Source organism: Actinokineospora spheciospongiae, assembly GCF_000564855.1.
Taxonomy (GTDB): Bacteria; Actinomycetota; Actinomycetes; order Mycobacteriales; family Pseudonocardiaceae; genus Actinokineospora; species Actinokineospora spheciospongiae.
The window spans coordinates 1-15,932 of the sequence record NZ_AYXG01000065.1; the positions used below are offsets into that span (position 1 = coordinate 1).

At 72.4% G+C, this 15,932-nt stretch carries 16 protein-coding genes; 5 read left to right on the forward strand and 11 right to left on the reverse strand.

The window, feature by feature from the left end; translation table 11 throughout:
- Positions 1-96: 96 nt before the first annotated feature.
- From UO65_RS08530 to arc, 9 genes are all read right to left on the reverse strand, one after another.
- The gene (locus UO65_RS08530; RefSeq protein ID WP_052020912.1) at positions 97-1,053 is read right to left on the reverse strand and encodes a LysR family transcriptional regulator; all 957 of its coding nucleotides are present in this window, start codon (positions 1,051-1,053) and stop codon (positions 97-99) included.
- Positions 1,054-1,161: 108 nt separating this feature from the next.
- Entirely contained in the window at positions 1,162-1,386 is a 225-nt protein-coding gene (locus tag UO65_RS08535) for a hypothetical protein (RefSeq protein WP_035280381.1), read from the reverse strand.
- A complete protein-coding gene (gene prcA / locus UO65_RS08540; protein ID WP_035280384.1) occupies positions 1,383-2,147 on the reverse strand; it encodes a proteasome subunit alpha in 765 nt (254 codons plus the stop codon). Before prcA ends, UO65_RS08535 begins: the two co-directional genes overlap by 4 nt.
- A 49-nt stretch (positions 2,148-2,196) precedes the next feature.
- Positions 2,197-3,069 carry a proteasome subunit beta gene (gene prcB, locus UO65_RS08545; RefSeq protein ID WP_035280386.1) on the reverse strand — a complete coding sequence of 291 codons (873 nt, stop codon included), beginning with the start codon at positions 3,067-3,069 and terminating at the stop codon, positions 2,197-2,199.
- A gap of 56 nt (positions 3,070-3,125) precedes the next feature.
- Positions 3,126-3,320, reverse strand: coding sequence for a ubiquitin-like protein Pup (locus tag UO65_RS08550; protein WP_035280388.1), 195 nt, complete (start codon positions 3,318-3,320; stop codon positions 3,126-3,128).
- A 109-nt stretch (positions 3,321-3,429) separates the two neighbouring features.
- A complete protein-coding gene (gene dop / locus UO65_RS08555; RefSeq protein WP_035280390.1) occupies positions 3,430-4,938 on the reverse strand; it encodes a depupylase/deamidase Dop in 1,509 nt (502 codons plus the stop codon).
- A 174-nt stretch (positions 4,939-5,112) separates the two neighbouring features.
- Complete coding sequence (locus UO65_RS36650; RefSeq protein WP_161784442.1) at positions 5,113-5,814, reverse strand: hypothetical protein; 702 nt, start codon at positions 5,812-5,814, stop codon at positions 5,113-5,115.
- Positions 5,815-5,893: 79 nt separating this feature from the next.
- Entirely contained in the window at positions 5,894-6,817 is a 924-nt protein-coding gene (locus tag UO65_RS08565; RefSeq protein WP_035280394.1) for an aldo/keto reductase, read from the reverse strand.
- Between the two features lie 73 nt (positions 6,818-6,890).
- The gene (gene arc, locus UO65_RS08570) at positions 6,891-8,711 is read right to left on the reverse strand and encodes a proteasome ATPase (protein WP_035280397.1); all 1,821 of its coding nucleotides are present in this window, start codon (positions 8,709-8,711) and stop codon (positions 6,891-6,893) included.
- Between the two features lie 621 nt (positions 8,712-9,332).
- Between arc and UO65_RS36655 the strand changes: the two genes are divergently transcribed.
- The 4 genes from UO65_RS36655 to UO65_RS08590 all read left to right on the forward strand — a co-directional run bounded on the left by UO65_RS36655 (position 9,333) and on the right by UO65_RS08590 (position 12,243).
- Positions 9,333-9,668, forward strand: a complete 336-nt coding sequence (locus tag UO65_RS36655) for a hypothetical protein (RefSeq protein ID WP_035280399.1) — start codon at positions 9,333-9,335, stop codon at positions 9,666-9,668.
- A 197-nt stretch (positions 9,669-9,865) separates the two neighbouring features.
- Positions 9,866-10,660, forward strand: coding sequence for a nuclear transport factor 2 family protein (locus UO65_RS37265; RefSeq protein ID WP_052020913.1), 795 nt, complete (start codon positions 9,866-9,868; stop codon positions 10,658-10,660).
- A 198-nt stretch (positions 10,661-10,858) separates the two neighbouring features.
- Positions 10,859-11,701 carry a hypothetical protein gene (locus UO65_RS08585; protein ID WP_052020914.1) on the forward strand — a complete coding sequence of 281 codons (843 nt, stop codon included), beginning with the start codon at positions 10,859-10,861 and terminating at the stop codon, positions 11,699-11,701.
- 116 nt (positions 11,702-11,817) lie between these two features.
- A complete protein-coding gene (locus tag UO65_RS08590) occupies positions 11,818-12,243 on the forward strand; it encodes a hypothetical protein (RefSeq protein ID WP_035280401.1) in 426 nt (141 codons plus the stop codon).
- A gap of 163 nt (positions 12,244-12,406) precedes the next feature.
- Here the strand turns inward: UO65_RS08590 and UO65_RS08595 are convergent, their stop codons facing one another.
- Together UO65_RS08595 and UO65_RS08600 are read right to left on the reverse strand one after the other, a co-directional pair.
- Positions 12,407-13,234, reverse strand: a complete 828-nt coding sequence (locus UO65_RS08595; RefSeq protein WP_035280412.1) for a tRNA (adenine-N1)-methyltransferase — start codon at positions 13,232-13,234, stop codon at positions 12,407-12,409.
- A gap of 106 nt (positions 13,235-13,340) precedes the next feature.
- Positions 13,341-14,471, reverse strand: a complete 1,131-nt coding sequence (locus UO65_RS08600; RefSeq protein ID WP_052020915.1) for a site-2 protease family protein — start codon at positions 14,469-14,471, stop codon at positions 13,341-13,343.
- 180 nt (positions 14,472-14,651) lie between these two features.
- On the opposite strand from UO65_RS08600, the gene UO65_RS08605 reads away from it, so the two are divergent.
- Positions 14,652-15,578 (forward strand): RecB family exonuclease, encoded by a 927-nt coding sequence (locus UO65_RS08605; RefSeq protein ID WP_035280403.1) that lies wholly within the window; start codon positions 14,652-14,654, stop codon positions 15,576-15,578.
- The last annotated feature ends 354 nt before the right edge of the window (positions 15,579-15,932 follow it).

Below are 15,932 nucleotides of genomic sequence, written 5' to 3' on the forward strand. Positions count from 1 at the left end.
AGCAGATCCACCCACCCGGGCACGCCCAACAAACGACCGGGCTTTGAACCCACGCCAAGCGGACCCACTCAGGCACCACCGAGCGAAGTCCGGGCTTCAGGGCTGAGCAGCGCCTCGGGAGTGTTCGTCCCACCAGGCGGCGAACAGCGGGTTCGTGTCCGTGAGCTGCGCATAGGCAGCCAGCAGCGCGGCCGGGGCGGCCTCGCCGAAGGTGTTGTCGGCGTGCCAGACCAGGACGATCTCCTGGCGCATCGGGGTGTTGCGCAAACCGCGGATGACCAGCCCGGTGCCCTCCCTGGCGACCGGTTTGGCCAGGGTCACCGCGCCCGCCTGCACCAGTGCCCGGGTGGTGGTCGAGTCGGACAGCTCGTGGCGGATGCGCGGGGTGAAGCCGTGGGCGGTGCAGGCGCGGACGAACGCGGCCTGCTCCGGGCCCTCGGCCGCCGAGGGCAGCACCCACGCGTCCTGGGCCAGGTCGGCGAGGTCGATCTCGGGGGCACCGGCCAGCGGGTGGGTCTCGGCGAGGGCGACGAACAGCGGGGCGCAGAACATCACGCGGCTGCGCAGCACCGGGGGCAGCGGGGTGCGGAAGCCGGGGTTGTCCTCCAGCACCGCCAGGTCCACCGTCCGGTCGACCACGCGGCGGATCAGCTCGGCGGGCTGGTTCTCGATGTCGATGGCGGCTTCCACGCCGTCGAGGCGGTCGGCGAGGGCGGTGGCGAACAGCGGCACGATGAGGCCGGGCGGGCCGCCGACCCGGACCCGGCCCGCCGCCGCGGGGGCCAGGGTGCGGCTGCGGATGCCCGCCATCAGCTCGTCCACCTCGGCGAGCAGGACGCGGGCGCCGGTCAGCACGTAGGCGCCGAGGTCGGTGGGGACCACGCCGGTGGCGGTGCGGGCGAACAGGAGGCCGCCCAGCCTGCGCTCCAGGCGCTGGAGCTGGGCGGTCAGCGCGGGCTGGGACACGCCGAGGCGCACCGCCGCCTTCGACAGGCTGCCCGCGTCGGCCACCGCGCGGATCACCCGCAGGTGGCGCAGTTCCAGCTCACTCATTCGGAAGTTATATGCCTTGACCGGGTGTGCGTGACAACCCAGGACCCGTCCGTGGGAAGAACGGCACAATTTGCCGCACCCGGCGTGTGAAAACCGCGGCGGACCCGTCTACGGGTGAGGGCTCCCGACCTGGAGCCGTCCGGCGGTGGCCGCGACGAGGCGCAGCCGCTCGGCCAGGTCGAGAGTGGACGTGGTCACGGCAGACTCGGCCAGGAGGCGGGCGGGTGCGCCTTCGTGGGAGCCGGTCGCGCCGTACCGGGTCCGAGCCGCACCGAGCCCCGAGGTCGCCCCGGTGATCAGGACGACCTCGGTGAACGGCTGCGGTGCGGTCACTCGGCCGGGTTCTCCGGCGGCAGTTCGACGTCCTCGATCGGCTTGGCCGGGGACTCGTCCTCGGCGGCCGGTTCGACGGGCAGCAGCGCGGTCAGCGCCGCCCCCTCGATCCGGCGGAAGGCGCGGCGCGGGCGGGTGCGGTCGAGGATCGCCACCTCCAGCTTGCCCGGCTGCGACTCACCGCCGTTGCCCGCGCCCGCGGCCAGCGCGGTGAGGGCGGTCCGGATGGCCGCGGCGAGGTCCTGGCCCTCGGCGTAGCCCTCCTTGAGGGAGGTGACGATCGGGTCGGTCACCCCGCCCATGACCAGGAACTGCGGCTCGTCGACGATGGAGCCGTCGTAGGTGAGCCGGTAGAGCTGGTCCTTGTCCGCGGTGACGCCGACCTCGGCCACGCACAGCTCGACCTCCATCGGCTTCACCTGCTCGGTGAAGACGGTGCCGAGGGTCTGCGCGTACACGTTGGCGAGCTGCCGGGCGGAGACGTCGCGCCGGTCGTAGGAGTAGCCCCACAGGTCGACGTGCCGGATGCCGCCGCGGCGCAGGCTCTCGTACTCGCTGTAGCGGCCCGCGCCCGCGAACCCGATGCGGTCGTAGATCTCGGAGACCTTGTGCAGGGTCGACGACGGGTTCTCGGCCACGAAGACCACCCCGTCGACGTACTTGAGCGCGATGACGCTGCGACCCCGGGCGATGCCCTTGCGGGCGTACTCCGAGCGGTCGCGCATCAACTGCTCGGGCGAGGCGTACAACGGCATCGTCACGGGGCAGGCTCCTTCGTGCGGCTGGTGGTGCTGGTGCTGGTCATCGGGCTCAGCCGCGCGGCCGCTCGAAGCGGTCGCGGACCACGGCCTCGGCGACCGCGCCGATCTCCTCGTCGGTCAGGCGCACCGCGCCGTCCTCGGCGGTGATCGTCACGATGCTCGGGTAGATCCGCCGGGCGAGGTCGGGCCCGCCGGTGGCCGAGTCGTCGTCCGCGGCGTCCCACAGGGCCTCCACGGCCGTGCGGACGGCCGCGTCGCGGTCGCTGTCGGGGTTGTAGAGCTTCTTGAGCGCCGACTTGGCGTACGTGGAGCCGGAGCCGATCGCGTAGAAGCCCGCGCGCTCCTCGTAGCGGCCACCGGTGACGTCGAAGGAGACGATCCGCCCGCCCCGGGCCGGGTCGTCGGCCTCCACGTCGTAGCCGACGAACAGCGGCAGCACCGCCAGGCCCGCCAGGGCCGCGTCGAGGTTGCCGCGCACCATGCTGGCCAGCTTGTTCGCCTTGCCGTCCAGCGACAGCGAGACGCCTTCGATCTTCTCGTAGTGCTGCAACTCCACCGCGTAGAGCCGGACCATCTCCACGGCCAGGCCCGCGGTGCCCGCGATGCCGACCGAGGAGTGGTCGTCGGTGATGAAGACCTTCTCGATGTCCCGCTGCGCGATGACGTTGCCCTGGGTGGCCCGCCGGTCGCCCGCGACGAGGACGCCACCGGCGAAGGTGACGGCCACGATCGTGGTGCCGTGCGGGACGTCCTGGCGGGGTTCGCCGCCGCGGATGTCGGCGGTGCGCCCGCGGCCGGTGCCCCCGGGCAGCAGCTCGGGGGCCTGGGCGCGCAGGAAGTCGGTGAACGACGACGTTCCGGCCGACAGGTGGGCGGGCGAGAGCGAGGAGCCGAGCCCGCTTCGGGACGAGGTGTGTTCCATGCCTTCTTTCGTTCCTGTCGCGCGGAGGTGGAGGGAGCCCGGACTACCCGGACGACCTACTCGCCGCCCTTTTGCACGTACGCCCGGACGAAGTCCTCGGCGTTCTCCTCCAGGACGTCGTCGATCTCGTCGAGGATGGCGTCGGTGTCGTCACCGAGCTTCTCCCGGCGCTCCTGGCCGGCGGCGGTGGTGTCGTCGACACCCTCGTCGCCGTCCCCGCCGCCCTGCCGCTGCGTCTGCTCCTGGGACATGTCGCCTCCCGGTCGTGGCTGGCCTACTCCGAACCCTACCGATACCCACCGACATTCGTCGCGGTCCGCGCCGGGTCCGATTTCGGCTCCCGGCGAAATCCCCCGGCGGTCAGCGCTTGGCCGCGCCGGTCAGCGCGTCGACGAGCTCCTCGGCGGTGTTCGCGGCGTCGAGCAGGGCCCCGACGTGCTGCTTCGTGCCGCGCAGCGGCTCCAGGGTGGGGATGCGCACCAGCGACTCGCGGCCGAGGTCGAAGATCACCGAGTCCCAGGACGCGGCGGCGATCGCGGTCGGGTAGCGCTCCAGGCAGCGGCCGCGGAAGTAGGCGCGGGTGTCCAGCGGCGGGGCGGTCACGGCCGCGCGCACCTCCTCCTCGCTGACCAGGCGCTTCATCGAGCCGCGGGCGACCAGCCGGTTGTAGAGGCCCTTGTCCAGCCGCACGTCGGAGTACTGCAGGTCGACCAGTTGCAGGCGCGGGGAGTTCCAGTTGAGGCCGTCGCGGGCGCGGAAGCCCTCCAGCAGCCGCAGCTTCGCGGTCCAGTCGAGCCGGTCGGCGGTCTCCATCGGGTCGCGGCGCAGCTCGTCGAGGATCTTGCCCCAGGTGTCGAGCACGTCGAGGGCGACGCGGTCCACGTCGGCGCGGTCGAGGTGCTCGGCGACCATCTCGTGGTAGGCGTGCTGGATGTCCAGGCCGGTGAACTTGCGGCCGTTGGCCAGGTCGACGGTGGCCTTGAGCGTGGGGTCGTGGCTGATCACGTGCACCGCGCGGACCGGGTCGGCCAGCTTGAGGTGGTCGAAGCGGACACCGGTCTCGATCATGTCCAGCACCAGCGCGGCGGTGCCCACCTTGAGGTAGGTGGACGTCTCGGCCAGGTTGGCGTCGCCGATGATCACGTGCAGCCGCCGGTACTTGTCCGCGTCGGCGTGCGGCTCGTCGCGGGTGTTGATGATGCCGCGCTTGAGCGTGGTCTCCAGGCCGACCTCGACCTCGATGTAGTCGGCGCGCTGGGAGAGCTGGAAGCCCGCCTCGTCGCCGGAGGCGCCCAGGCCGACCCGGCCGGAGCCGCAGACGACCTGGCGGGAGGCGAAGAACGGGGTGAGCCCGGCGATCACCGAGGTGAACGGGGTGCTGCGGGACATCAGGTAGTTCTCGTGGGTGCCGTAGCTGGCGCCCTTGTTGTCGATGTTGTTCTTGTAGAGCTGCAGCCGGGGCTGGCCGGGGACGCTGGCCGCGCGGATCGCGGCCTCCTCCATCACCCGCTCCCCCGCCTTGTCCCAGATCACCGCGTCGCGGGCGTTGGTGACCTCGGGCGCGGAGTACTCCGGGTGCGCGTGGTCGACGTAGAGCCGGGCGCCGTTGGTGAGGATGACGTTCGCCGCGCCCAGGTCCTCCACGTCGGGGTCGGTGGGCGCCATGCCGGGGACCCCGAGGTCGAAGCCGCGGGCGTCCCGCAGCGGCGACTCCACCTCGTAGTCCCAGCGCGCGCGCCGGGCCCGGGGGATGTCCGCCGCCGCGGCGTAGGCCAGCACGACCTGGGTCGATGTCAACACCGGGTTCGCCGTGGGGTCGCCCGGCACGGAGATGCCGTACTCGACCTCGGTTCCCATGATCCGCCGCATGGGCCCAGCCTACGGGTCCGGACCGACACCACCGCCGTGAGCCGCGATGCAGTTCGCGCGGCCCGGCCGATGTTCACCCGAATTCCGAATACTCCCGGCATTCGACGCCCCTGCCACCTCCCGAGAAGATCCCCGGGAGCGCAGAGGAGTCCTGATCGGTCTTCTGGTCGGTGGCTACGCCGGGTCGCGGGAGAGGGCCTCGGCCGCGACCGGGGCGAGGCGGGTGATCGCGTCGCGCGCGGCCTTGGCCGTCCCCGCCTCCACGGTGACGGCGGTGAGCAGTCGCCCCTGGCTCAGGACGACCGTGCAGCTCACCCGGGCGGTGCCGCTGGCGCACCAGGTAAGCTGGCTGTCCGCGCCGGGCACGGTGGCGAGCTTGGGCCCCTCGTCGATGAGGTACCTGGCGCCCCGCACGGTGAACGAGGTGCAGTCCAGGGCGGCCCTGGCGGCGTCGAGCACCTCGGTGGCCTCGGCCTCGGTCGGGGTGTGCACGACGACCTGGCGCAGCGTGGAGCCCTTGCTGTAGCGCCAACTCGCCTTCCCGCCCGCGTCGGCCCGGGCACCGAGGTTGATGGCGCAGTCGGGCAGCGTGATCGCCACCGACGCGGTGGGGGCCTCGACGGGGGTGACGTTCTCCTCGGTCAGGTCCCGCGCGGTCAGGTACGCCGCCGTGACCGCCTCGGCGGGCGTGGGCCCGGGCGGGGTGGTCGGGGTCGGGGCGGGCGGCGGGGTGGTCACCGGGGCCGCCGCGGCGGACTCGGTGGTCGGGTCCGCGTAGTAGGTGTCGAGGTCGTTCGGCCGGTTCGAGCACCCGGCCAGCAGGGTGGCGGGCAGGGCCGCGGCGCAGGCCGCGGCCAGCGCGTGCACACGACGCACAGTCGTCCTCTGGGGGGTTCGGCGGCGGGGAGCACCGGCAACTTACCGCCAGCGATCACCGCCCACCCGATCGGGGGATTCAGTTCCAGGCGAGGGACGCCCGGAGTGACCAGTACTCCCCCGGTTCCTGGGCGAGGTCGGGCAGCTCAGGGGCGGTGAGGTCGGCCGCGGCGAGGTTGGAGCGCAACTGGGCGGTGCCCGCGGGCCCGAGCAGGACGACGTCGGCCCACGGGTTGGCCAGCGCCGCGGCCAGCGCGACGGCGTCGGGGGTGGTCCCCGAGCGCTCGGCGGCCTCGGCGACGGCGGCGGGCGGGTCGACGGCCAGCCTGCCGTTGGCCAGCGCCTCCTTGACCGTCACCTCGACGCCCGCGGCGTGGGCCTCGGCCAGGGCGGCACCCGCGGAGGTCTCCAGCGGGTTCCAGGTGGACTGCACGGCGTCGAACAGCCGCACCCCGTCGCGCTCCAGCTCCAAGCCCCGCCGCACGGTGTCGGCCTGGGCCGGTCCGGAGGTGGAGAACCCGAGGCGCTGCCCGGAGCCCGCCAGCTCGGCCAGCGCGCCCAGCAGCGCGTCGTCGGTGAACAGTGGACTGTCCACGGTCAGCGAGTGCACCTGGTACAGCGCCACCCGGTCCCCCAGCAGGGCACGGGTTTCGGCGAGCTGGGACCGGAAGCGGTCGAGGGTGTGCTCCTTGACCTCGTGCACCGGCGCGTCCACCCGCCAGTCGCCGACGTAGGCGTAGCCCCACTTCGAGGTGACGGTGACGTCCGGGCGGTCCCGGGCGGCCAGCCAGCCCGCGAGGAACTCCTCCGCGCGGCCGTAGGAGCGGGCGGTGTCGACCCGGCGCAGCCCGGCGGCGTACGCGGCGTCGAGCACGTCCCAGGTGGCGGCGCGCAACTCCGCCACGCCCCGGGAGGCCGGGAGGGCGCCGTCGCGGCCGAGGTTGATGTAGGCGGGCCTGCCGAGGGCGGCCAGACCGAGGGCGAGCCTGCTGAGCGTGGACACGCCCCCGATTGTGCCCCGGACAGGCCGACAGGCCCCGCACGCGGTGCGCGGGGCCTGTCGGGAACCGCTGTCGCTACAGGTACTGACCGGTGTTGTTGGCGGTGTCGATCGCCCGCCCGGTCTCGGTGTTCTTGCCGGTGACCAGGGTCCGGATGTAGACGATGCGCTCGCCCTTCTTGCCGGAGATGCGCGCCCAGTCGTCGGGGTTGGTGGTGTTGGGCAGGTCCTCGTTCTCGGCAAACTCGTCGACGATCGCGTCCAGCAGGTGCTGCACGCGCAGGCCGGGCTGCTGGGTCTCCAGCACGGACTTGATCGCGGACTTCTTCGCCCGGTCGACGATGTTCTGGATCATCGCCCCGGAGTTGAAGTCCCGGAAGTACAGGACCTCCTTGTCACCGTTGGCGTAGGTGACCTCCAGGAACCGGTTCTCGTCGGTCTCCTCGTACATCCGCTCGACGGTGTGCTGGATCATCGCGTCGATGCAGGTGGAGCGGGAGCCGCCGAACTCGGCCAGGTCGTCGGCGTGGATCGGCAGGTTGGCGGTGAGGTACTTGGAGAAGATGTCCTTCGCCGCCTCGGCGTCCGGCCGCTCGATCTTGATCTTCACGTCGAGCCTGCCGGGTCGCAGGATCGCCGGGTCGATCATGTCCTCGCGGTTGGAGGCGCCGATGACGATGACGTTCTCCAGGCCCTCGACGCCGTCGATCTCGCTGAGGAGCTGGGGGACGATGGTCGTCTCCACGTCCGAGGACACACCCGAGCCGCGGGTCCGGAAGATCGAGTCCATCTCGTCGAAGAACACGATCACCGGGGTGCCCTCGGAGGCCTTCTCCCGCGCGCGCTGGAAGATGAGCCGGATGTGGCGCTCGGTCTCGCCCACAAACTTGTTGAGCAGCTCGGGGCCCTTGATGTTGAGGAAGTAGGACTTGGCGTCCTTCGGGGCGCTGTCGCCCCGGGCCGCCGCGACCTTCTTGGCCAGCGAGTTCGCCACCGCCTTGGCGATGAGCGTCTTGCCGCACCCGGGGGGGCCGTAGAGCAGCACGCCCTTGGGCGGGCGCAGCTCGTACTCGGCGAAGAGGTCCTTGTGCAGGAAGGGCAGCTCCACGGCGTCGCGGATCTGCTCGATCTGCCGGAACAGGCCGCCGATGTCGTGGTAGTCCACGTCCGGGACCTCCTCCAGCACGAGGTCCTCGACCTCGGCCTTGGGGACCCGCTCGTAGGCGTACCCGGACTTGGCGTCGACCAGCAGGGAGTCGCCCGCCTTCAGCGGCGAGTCGGCCAGCGGGTCGGCCAGCCACACGACGCGCTCCTCGTCGGCGTGGCCGACCACGAGCGCGCGGGTGGGGCCTTCCTCGTCGTCCGAGGTGAGCAGCTCCCGCAGTGTGGACACTTCGCCGGTGCGCTCGAACCCGCCGCCCTCGACCACGGTGAGGGCTTCGTTGAGGCGCACCGACTGGCCACGTCGGAGTGTCCCGGATTCGACCGCGGGCGAGACCGAGACCCGCATCCGGCGCCCGGCGGTGAAGACGTCGACCGTGCCGTCCTCGAACTGCTCGAGGAACACGCCGTAGCCGCTGGGCGGCTGGGCGAGGCGGTCCACTTCTTCCCGCAGGGCCAGCAGTTGGCTTCGCGCCTCGCGCAGCGTGTCGACCAGCTTGGAGTTCCGCTCGGTGAGCTGACTCACCCGCTCGGAGGCCTCCGCCAGTCGCTGCTCGAGGAGCCGCGAATGCCGTGGGGATTCCGTCAGTTTCCGGCGCAGCAGAGCGACTTCCTCTTCGAGGAAACGGATCTGCGCTGCTTCCGACCCACCGGGGCGCTCGGCCCCCAGGTCAGGCGCGTCTCCGTGCTCACCATCGGCGTTCTCTGGCCGACTGCCGGGACGATCGTGCTGCATGTCGGCACCTCCTCCCGAACTCGTACCCCCACGGTACCGGCGATCACCGACAAGGACAGGGCATCCGGAGGTCGGAACTTGCGTGTCACCCCGTCGCAACACCCGCCGGACGGCCGACCGGATGCCGCCGCGCGGCCCCCGACCGCTACCGTGCGTCGGTGCACTAGGCCAACCGCGCGCGCTCGCCCGGGCACGCAGCGCGAGAGGTGACCCGGCCACGACTACCCAGGGGACGACCCGATGACCAACCCTCCGCAGCAGCCGGGACCGCACGGCGAAGAGCCGGGCCGGTTCCCCCCGTCCGGTTCGTTCCCGCAGCAGCAACCGGGCCCGTACGGGCAGCCGTCCGGTCCGTTCCCGCAGCAGCCGGGCCAGTTCGGACAGTTCCCCGGGCAGGCGCCCGCGCAGCCGGGGCAACCGGGTCAGCCCGGCGGGCCGCTCCCCCAGATCGATCCCACGACCGGTCAGCCCTACGGCTGGCAGCAGCCCCAGCAGGCGGGTTACCCGGCTGTTGGCGGCTACGCAACGCAATCGAACCCCTACGGCCTTCCGAGTGACGCTTTTTCACCCCGCCCGAAGCGCTCCGCACTGCCCTGGGTTCTCGGCATCGGCGGCATCGCTGTGATCGGCATCACAGTCACTTTGGTCCTCGTCCTGACCGGTGGGACGGACCTGACCACCCCGCGCGGCACCGCCGAGGCCGCGCTGGCCGCCACGGCGGACGCGGACCACGAGGCCTACAACAAGCTCCTGTGCGACCCCGACGACGCCGTGGGCGCCACCGAGATCGGCCGGTTCGAGGAACCCAGGATCATCGGCGACGTCACCGAGGACGGCGACCGGGCGACGGTGAACTTCTCGGTGGAGTACGAGGGCGAGCCGCGCAACGGCCGCGTCCGGATGGAGCGCAAGGCCGACGGCACCTGGTGCGTCGACCGGTTCTCCGCCGTGCGCTGAGCTGGGCATTCCCGTTCCGTCACCCGTTCGGGGCCGCCCCGTGCCCGCCCCAGCTCCCGGCAAATACGATGTGGTTGCATCCCGAAACCCATTCGGGTGACCTCCGGAGGGAACGCGACGGCCCGCGGGCCCGTCCATCCGACACGGCCACACACCGTCGCCGCACGCGGCACGAGCACTACGAGTCAGGGGCGAGCATGACCTATCCTCCGCAGCAGCCGGGACCCTACGGCCAGCAGCCGGACCAACCCGGCGGTTGGGGATACGGCCAGCAACCGGGCGGACAGGGCGGGTACGGCCAGGGCCAGGGTCAAGGCGGCTACGGCCAGGGCGGTGGGTACGGCCAGCCGAACACCGGCGGCTTCGCCCAGCAGGACCCGTACGCCGCACCGGACCCGTACTCCCAGCAGACCGCCTACCAGGGCGTCGGCGGCTTCCCCGGCGGACCCGGCGGGCAGCCGCCGAAGAAGTCCAACACCGGGATGATCGTGGCCATCGTCGCCGCCGTGGTGGTGCTGCTCGGCGGCGCGGGCGTGGGCATCTTCTTCCTCACCCGCGACGACGACCCCGTCACCGCGCAACCGGGCACCAGCACCAGCGCGGAGCCGACGTCGGAGGACGACGGCCCGACCTCGACCAAGAAGAGCAGCGCGCCCAGGACCACCAAGCCCGCGGACACCTCCGGCCCCGCCGAGGTGGTCGAGGAGTACATGAAGGCCTACGAGTCCAAGTCCTTCTCCGCCGTGGTCGGCAAGGCCTGCGAGGCCTACAAGAAGAAGTACGGGACCGACACGACCTCGCTCGAGGACGAGCTCAAGCCGTACAAGATCGAGGCCACGCCGGGCGACGAGCCCACGGTGACCGGGAGCATCGCCTCCGGCGGCTTCAAGCTCAACCTCACGACCGACACCGGCACGACGTCGGAAGTGAAGATCGAGATCAAGATCGTCAAGGAATCCGGCACCTGGAAGTTCTGCGGCGAGAAGACCTGACAGCTCGGCGGCGCGACGGTGACCAGCCCGTTCGCCGAGTCCAGGCGGGTCTCCGGCACGGGGTGCCGGATGATCCGCGAAGCCCGCGGGCCCGCGTATCCTCCGGGTACGTCCGCCCCGGGGACCTCCCCGGCACCTGTCGCGACACGTGGCGCAACCGGTGACCGTGACCGGTGATCAACGAGGAGTCTGGGTTCGATGACCTACCCACCGCAGCAGCCCGGGCCCTACGGCCAGGACCCGTACGGGCAGCAGAACAACCCCTATGGCCAGCAGCAGCCGCAGCCCTACGGCCAGCAGCAACCGGGCGGCTACGACCCCACCCAGCAGTACCCGCAGCAGGGCGGCGGTTACGACCAGACCCAGCAGCAGTACGGCGCGCAGGACCCCTACGGCCAGCAGCAGGACCCGTACGGCCAGCAGGGCCAGTACGGGCAGCAGCCCGGCCAGTACGGGCAGGACCCCTACGGCGGCCCTGGCGGGCAGCCGCCGAAGAAGTCGAGCACCGGCAAGATCATCGCCATCGTCGCGGCCGTGGTCGTGGTGCTCGCGGGCATCGGCACCGGCATCTTCTTCCTCACCAGGGACAGCGACGACAACGGCGGCACGGCGGCCCCCCCGGCCGCCAGCAGCTCCGAGGCGCCCACGACGACGACCAAGAAGTCCACGCGGACCACCGCCTCGGACGAGGAGATCACCACCACCAAGAGGACGACCACCACCACCGCGGGCGGCGGCGGGGGCGGCGGCGAGGCCGGTGGCGGCGGCGAGGACATCAAGGCCACCGGCGCGAAGTACGCCCAGGCGGTCAACGACAAGGACGAGGCGACCGCCAAGTCGCTGACCTGCGACGGCTCCCCCGGCATCATGTACACCAGCGTGGCCCCCAACGGCGGCGAGGTGACCGTGGTGGGCGAGCCCACCACCTTCGGCGACTCCGACGGCAAGGTCGACACCAAGGTGGTGGTCGCGTCCAGTTCGCCGATCGACTTCCCGATCGTGCTCAAGAAGGGCGCGAAGGGCTGGTGCGTGTCGATCTGACGCGCTGACCCGGGCAGACGAGGAGGGGCGGACCGGACTCGGTCCGCCCCTCCGGCGTCTTCCGCCACCGCCCCCGGCCGCCTACCGTATGGGCTACGCCGAACCGGGAGGGCCGGATGACCGAGCAGGCACCGCACCGCCGCGGCGTCGCCACCGCGGTGCTCGCCGGTGGGCTGCTGGCCGCGGTGGCCGTGGCCATCGCCTCCACCTCGGGCGAGGACGCCCCCGCTCCCCCGGTCGACTCCACCGGCGCGACGCGCACCCTCGCCCCGACCGACGACCCGGCGCTGCGCGCCCTCACCGACCGGGCCCTCGCGGCGATCAACGACCGGGACCCCGACGCCATGCGCGCCGTGAGCTGCGACCCGGCCAGGGTCGGCGCCGCCGACGGCGCCCCGCCGGACGCGCACGCGGACCTGGTGTCCTACCCGGCCGTCGACGGCGCCACCGCGGTCGCCCAGGTGGCGGTCACCGCCGGGGGCAAGACCTCGACGGTGCCGCTGACCCTGGAGCTGCGCTCCGGGACCTGGTGCGTCCGCTAGGCCGTGTTTCGGAAGTCTCGTTCGATGAGAGTCGTGATCGGGGTGGTTCCTGGCGGTGCGGGAGGAGGGCGCCGATACCGGGGTTGTATCGGTGTCCTCCTCCCGTGCCGCCAGGGGCCGCATCCGGCGCGACTATCGCGAACACGGGCTTTCGAAACACGGCCTAGCCCTTGCTGGGGCGGCGCTGCGGCTTGGGGGCCACGACACCGTCGGCCAGCTTGCGACTGGTGATGAGGAACGCGGTGTGCCCGATCATCCGGTGCTCCGGCCGGACCGCCAGGCCCACCGAGTGCCACGGGCGGATCAGCGTCTCCCAGGCGTGCGGCTCGGTCCAGCAGGTCTGCTCGCGCAGCGCCTCGGTCACCCGCGAAAGCTGGGTCGTGGTGGCCACGTAGGTCACCAGGACCCCGCCGGGGATGAGGTGCTCGGCGACGGTGGGCAGCATGTCCCACGGGGCCAGCATGTCGAGGATGACCCGGTCGACCTCACCGGTGTGCGTGGCCAGGTCGCCCAGCTTCAGCTCCCAGTTCGGCGGGTGCTCGCCGTAGAACTGGACCACGTTGCGCTCGGCGTGCACGAGGTGGTCCTCGCGGATCTCGTAGGAGGTCACCGTGCCGGTCGGGCCGACCGCGCGCAGCAGCGAGCAGGTCAGCGCGCCGGACCCGGCACCGGCCTCCAGCACCCGCGCGCCGGGGAAGATGTCGCCCTGCATCACGATCTGCGCGGCGTCCTTCGGGTAGATCACCTGGGCGCCGCGCGGCATGGACAGCACGTAGTCGCTCAGCAGCGGGCGCAGCGCCAGGTAGGAGGTGCCCGCCGCGGAGCTGACCACCGACCCCTCCGGCTGCCCGATCACGTCGTCGTGGGCCAGCGCCCCCCGGTGCGTGTGGTACTTCTCCCCCGCCTCCAGGACCAGGGTGTAGTGCCTGCCCTTGGGATCGGTGAGCTGAACCCGGTCCCCCACCTCGAACGGGCCACTGACCTTCCGCACCGCCACCACGCCTCACCTTCGCCAACACCTGAACGACAAGAGATGGTGGCAGACGCGCCCGGGGCACCCGGGTACCGGTCCTCCGCAGCCGGTCGCGGAGCCGGTCTCAGGGGCGGTTCTCGAGGGCGGCGCGCAGGTCGTCGCGGTGCAGCACCCCGGAGGGGCGGCCGTCGTCGTCGACCACGACGAACTGCCAGGCCGCGGTGGTGTGCACGCGCTCGGCGATGTCCTCGCCGGGTTCGGAGGCGAGCAGGACCGACTCGGGGCGGATCGGCTGCGCGGCTTGCTCGGCCGGGCTGAACGGGGACACCTCGGCGAGCGCGCGGGCGGCGGTCTCGTCGAGCAGCCCGGCGGCCACGCCGTCGGCGCGGACCAGGACCACCCCGCGCCCGGCGGCGGCGGCCAGCGCGTCGGCCACCGGGCTCTCCGCGGGCAGTTGCAGGACCGGCCGCACCAGGTCGACCAGCCGCAGGCCCGCGGGCCACTCGCGGTGCTGCTCGGAGGCCAGCTCACCCCCGGCCCCGGCGACGACGAACCACGCGGTCAGCAGGCACACGCCCAGCCGCAGCCACCGGTCCTGGCTCCCCTCGGCCAGACCCCACAGCGCCCACAGCACCAGCAGCGCGGCGACGACCCAGCCACCCAGCACGGCCGCCCTGGTCCCGAGGCCGCGGCGGCCGGTCAGCGCCCACACGCCCGCGCGCAGCATCCGCCCCCCGTCCAGCGGCAGGCCGGGCAGCAGGTTGAACACGGCGACGGCGGTGTTGGCGAAGGCGCACTCCAGCACCAGCAGCCACACCGGTCCCCCCGGGGGCATCACCAGCAGACCGAGCCCGCAGGCGGCGGCCAGCAGGATGGACACCGCGGGCCCCGCCGCCGCGACCACGCCCTCGTGCGCGGGCCTGCGCGGCGTCCGGGAGATCTCGGACAGCCCACCGAGCAGGAACAGCCGCAGCCTGCGGACCGGCAGCCCCAGGCGCAGCGCCACGACGCAGTGCCCAAGCTCGTGGGCCAGGACGGAGACGCCGAGCAGGACGGCGAAAGCCGCGGCGAGCAGGATCGAGGTGAGCGCGGACGCCCCGGGCATCAGCGTGCGCACCAGCGGGGCGTAGAAGACGACGACGGCCAGCGAACCCAGCCACCACGAGGGCGCGAGCACCACCGGCACGCCGCTGTAGCGGAACAGCAGCAGACCACCATCGCGCTCGCGGGCGGTCGGGTGGGCGGCGCTGGACACCTGCCACAGCCTAGGGCCGCTGGTGTGGGGCGGCAGTGATCCACGAGAAGTCCCCCGTTCAGGGTGGACCGCGTGCCGCGAACGGGTGGCCGTTCACCTCCCGGCGGCAGCCCACCACGCCACCACCACCGAGGGTGGCGGTGGCCGGAACTGTCGGTGGCCGTCGCTAGGGTTCACCCCATGGCAGTCGGCACGGAGAGCACCAGCGGCACGAACGGCACCGACAGCACGAGCGCGGGCGGCACGGCGACGACCAGGCGCGCCCGGCGCAGGCCCGCCCTGTCACCGTCCCGGGCGAGCGACTTCAAGCAGTGCCCGCTGCTCTACCGGTTCCGCGCGGTCGACCGGCTGCCCGAGCAGCCCACCAAGGCGCAGGTGCGCGGCACGGTGGTGCACGCGGTCCTGGAGCGCCTCTACGCCCTGCCCGCCGAGGACCGCCTCCCCGCCGCCGCCCACGACCTGCTCACCCCCACCTGGACCGACCTCCTCGCCGAACGCCCCGAACTCGCCACGATCTTCGACGACGCGGGGTCCACCGAGGAGACCGCGGCCTGGCTCGCCACCGCCGACGGCCTGATCGACGGCTACTTCGAACTGGAGGACCCCCGCAGGCTCCAGCCCGACGCGTGCGAGCTGATGGTGGAGACCGAACTGGAGTCCGGCGTCCTGCTGCGCGGTTTCATCGACCGCGTGGACGTGGCCCCCACCGGCCAGATCAGGGTGGTCGACTACAAGACGGGCGCGGCGCCGAGGGAGATCGGCGAGGCCAAGGCCCTCTTCCAGATGAAGTTCTACGCCCTGGCCCTCTGGCGCCTGCGCGGCGTGGTGCCCAGCAGGCTGCAACTGATGTACCTGGCCGACCGCCAGAACCTCGCCTACGCCCCGGACGAGGCGGAGCTGTCCCGGTTCGAGCGCACCCTCGACGCCATCTGGGAGGCCATCCTCCGCGCGGGCAAGACCGGCGACTTCCGCCCCAACCAGAGCAAGCTCTGCGGCTGGTGCTCCTACCAGGCCGTCTGCCCCGCCTTCGGCGGCACCCCACCGCCCTACCCCGGCTGGCCCGAACCCGACCCCGGCGAGGAAACCCCCCTCGACCGAGCGGACTAGGACCAAGACCAGAACCAGGACCCGCCCTCAAAGCCAGCCACCCCGAAACCGCAGGCCCGGCTACGGACGTGCCCCGGTGGGTGGGTGCGCTTGCCCAGCCAACCACCCGGCGACCCGGCGACCCGGCGACCCGGCGACCCGGCGACCCGGCGACCCGGCGACCCGGCGACCCGGCGACCCGGCGACCGAATGCTCGGGCGGGTGGATGCGGTTGGCCAGCCGACCACCCCGAAAACCGCTGGCCCGGCTCCAGACAGGCCCGGGTGGGTAGATCTCCTAACGCAGGCCGACCACCCCACCAACCGGCGGCCCGGCTAAGCAAACGCCCGGGTGGGTGGATGTGTTTGGCCGGGG

Excerpts from the sequence above, each read along its gene's own strand:
- UO65_RS08585 (WP_052020914.1), top strand. The coding sequence starts at position 10,859 with ATGACCTACCCACCGCAGCAGCCCGGGCCCTACGGCCAGGACCCGTAC.
- UO65_RS37265 (WP_052020913.1), top strand. The coding sequence starts at position 9,866 with ATGACCTATCCTCCGCAGCAGCCGGGACCCTACGGCCAGCAGCCGGAC.
- arc (WP_035280397.1), bottom strand. The coding sequence starts at position 8,711 with ATGCAGCACGATCGTCCCGGCAGTCGGCCAGAGAACGCCGATGGTGAG.
- UO65_RS08590 (WP_035280401.1), top strand. The coding sequence starts at position 11,818 with ATGACCGAGCAGGCACCGCACCGCCGCGGCGTCGCCACCGCGGTGCTC.
- UO65_RS08550 (WP_035280388.1), bottom strand. The coding sequence starts at position 3,320 with ATGTCCCAGGAGCAGACGCAGCGGCAGGGCGGCGGGGACGGCGACGAG.
- UO65_RS08530 (WP_052020912.1), bottom strand. The coding sequence starts at position 1,053 with ATGAGTGAGCTGGAACTGCGCCACCTGCGGGTGATCCGCGCGGTGGCC.
- UO65_RS08605 (WP_035280403.1), top strand. The coding sequence starts at position 14,652 with ATGGCAGTCGGCACGGAGAGCACCAGCGGCACGAACGGCACCGACAGC.
- dop (WP_035280390.1), bottom strand. The coding sequence starts at position 4,938 with ATGCGGCGGATCATGGGAACCGAGGTCGAGTACGGCATCTCCGTGCCG.
- prcB (WP_035280386.1), bottom strand. The coding sequence starts at position 3,069 with ATGGAACACACCTCGTCCCGAAGCGGGCTCGGCTCCTCGCTCTCGCCC.